This window comes from Lentiprolixibacter sp. (assembly GCF_982873095.1).
Genome location: NZ_CEYNTP010000317.1, coordinates 1 through 2,544 on the forward strand (window position 1 = coordinate 1; position 2,544 = coordinate 2,544).

Below are 2,544 nucleotides of genomic sequence, written 5' to 3' on the forward strand. Positions count from 1 at the left end.
AAAACTTCAATATGCTTTGGGAACATGCCACAGGTATTGATGGAGGTAATTATGACAGGAACCACGGTATTGCTTTTATAGGGAATAACGGCACCCTGGTACTCAACCGTGCCGGGTGGGAAGTGCTTCCGGAAAAAGAATTCCAGGGTTGGGGAAAAGAGGGTACTCCAAAAATGAAGGGCATACCCTTACAAAATAGAGAGGGCAGCGGTCTGGACCTGCATACCCAGAACTTTATTAACGCTGTGAAAACGAGGGATGCACTAAGTTTGAATGCACCCTTGAAAGTTGGCTTTGATGCCGCTATGGTATGTCACATGGGAAATGTAGCCTACAAAGCGGGTACGCGCATCTATTGGGACAAGGACAAAGAAGCCTTTACGAACCCGGAAGCCAATACGTTGGCCGGGATAGAGTACTATAATGGCTGGCAATTGCCTGGATAGCGGGTGACGTTTTTTTAGGTAGCATCAGGACTTTTTTCGATAGCGGTCGTTTAATCCAATCCCCGCCCGGATCATGGGAGTTATTTTTTCGAGGCGCCCTTGTCTGGTTTTTTCCTGTTTTGCGCTGCTGATATACTCGCAATATTCGCGTTGTTTCCCGGAGGTTAAACTCTTGAAGCTTTCATTGAGGGAGGTATCGGATTGGAGTGCTTTTTGCAGAAGTTCCGGTATTTCCAGGCTTGTTTTACGTTGGGGTTTAATTTCCAATCCTTTTTTCTGATTCTCAATAGCTTCGTTCACATAAGTAGTTACCGAGGCATCATTGATTTCTTCGGGCCTGTTGAACTTCCAATGCCGCATGGCCTTGGTTTTGCCCTCTTGTGCGTTCTCCAGCACTTTCAGGGGATCACTTAGAAAAACTCCGTTGAAGAACCAAATGCCAAAATGGTGTTTAAACGCCATAATGCCCAGTACATTTTTGTTATTGAGCGTATATACCGGGGCACCCCATTTCAGCTGCTCTTTCAGTTCTGTTTTTAGCACAATCTCCCTTAGGCGCCTGATCCCTTTTCGAAAAGGGTGCTCCCGCTCGAAAAAGGCTTCTATCTTTTCCTGGCTCATGATTCCTTTTTTCTTTTAGCAGTAAGTTCACAGATTTTTACGATAACCTCTACTGCCTTTTGCATGCTTTCAATAGGGACGTACTCGTATTTACCGTGAAAATTATGTCCACCAGCAAAGATATTCGGACACGGAAGCCCCATATAGCTTAGTTGTGACCCATCAGTACCGCCACGTATGGGTTTAATGATCGGGATAATGCCCAGGGACCTCATAGCTTCTTCCGCAATGTCAACGATGTACTTTACAGGGGCCACCTTTTCCTTCATGTTGTAGTACTGGTCTTCAATTTTCACAGACAGGCCATTGGGGACCCTGGCATTTACCTTTTCTACGATAGCTTCCACCTGCTTCTTGCGGTTTTCAAAGAGTTCCCGGTCATGGTCGCGAATGATCATTTCGAGCTCAGCATGTTCGATAGCGCCGGTGATTTTCTGGATATGGAAAAACCCTTCCCTCCCCGAGGTACGTTCTGGTACCTGTTCCTTGGGCAGGGCATGCATGAATTCCTGCAGCAAGCCAATGGCATTAATCATTTTACCCTTCGCATAACCGGGGTGTACACTTTTTCCTCTGGCGGTTACTACAGCACTGGCCGCGTTAAAATTTTCGTATTCGAGTTCCCCTATCTGGCTCCCATCCATGGTGTACGCCCATTCTGCCCTGAACTTTTCCACATCAAAATGATGGGCCCCACGACCTATCTCTTCATCCGGGGTAAACCCAACACGAACCTCCCCGTGTTTGATTTCCGGATGCTGTATCAGATAGTGCATGGCGGTAATGATCTCGGCGATACCCGCCTTGTCGTCAGCACCCAGGAGCGTTGTACCGTCTGTCACAATTAGGGACTGCCCGTGATACAGGTTCAAATCCTCAAATTCCTTGGGAGACAGGACGATTTGCTTTTCAGCATTAAGTAGGATCTCATTACCATCGTATGAATCAATAATTCTTGGATTTACCCCTGTCCCGGAAAAATCCGGGGTGGTGTCATAATGGGATATAAAACCAATAGTAGGGATGTCCTGATCTGTGTTGGCCGGAAGCGTAGCCATGATGTATCCCTTTTCATCTATCTCAACCTCCTTCATTCCGATGTTTTTAAGCTCTGCCACCAATTTGTGGGCCAGATCCCACTGTTTTTCGGTGCTGGGGGTACTATCAGAATACGGATCACTTTGGGTGTCAATTTTTACATATTCCAGGAAGCGTTCAACTAGTCCTCGCATGATTGTAGATTTTTGTTAAAAGTACTGTTATTTTAAACGTTATCTTGCATGGTGTAAAAAGAAAGGAGATGCGTCATTTAACCCTGGTTTTGTTTGGTTTTGGATGGTTGATCCCGACTGCCGGGTTGGGACAGTCTGCATCCTGTACTTTGGGCCTGGGAGGGAAGGATACCGAGGTTATCCTGCAGGTATTCCAGCTCAGTGCAGAGCAACAGGCGCAAACCGATGTCTGGGTAGCCGATTAC

Annotated in this window: 2 protein-coding genes and 1 pseudogene; 1 reads left to right on the forward strand and 2 read right to left on the reverse strand. The window is 46.6% G+C overall.

The genetic code is table 11. The features are described 5' to 3' along the window. Positions 1 to 446, forward strand: a pseudogene (locus AC4E7D_RS13775) (gfo/Idh/MocA family oxidoreductase); the annotation flags it as partial. A gap of 24 nt (positions 447 to 470) precedes the next feature. Here the strand turns inward: AC4E7D_RS13775 and AC4E7D_RS13780 are convergent. Further along, positions 471 to 1,067: a YdeI/OmpD-associated family protein gene (locus AC4E7D_RS13780; protein WP_490174354.1), complete on the reverse strand. Its 597-nt coding sequence runs from the start codon at positions 1,065 to 1,067 to the stop codon at positions 471 to 473. Continuing rightward, positions 1,064 to 2,299, reverse strand: coding sequence for a peptidase T (gene pepT / locus AC4E7D_RS13785; RefSeq protein ID WP_490174355.1), 1,236 nt, complete (start codon positions 2,297 to 2,299; stop codon positions 1,064 to 1,066). The genes AC4E7D_RS13780 and pepT overlap by 4 nt, the downstream gene beginning before the upstream one ends. Positions 2,300 to 2,544: the final 245 nt, after the last annotated feature.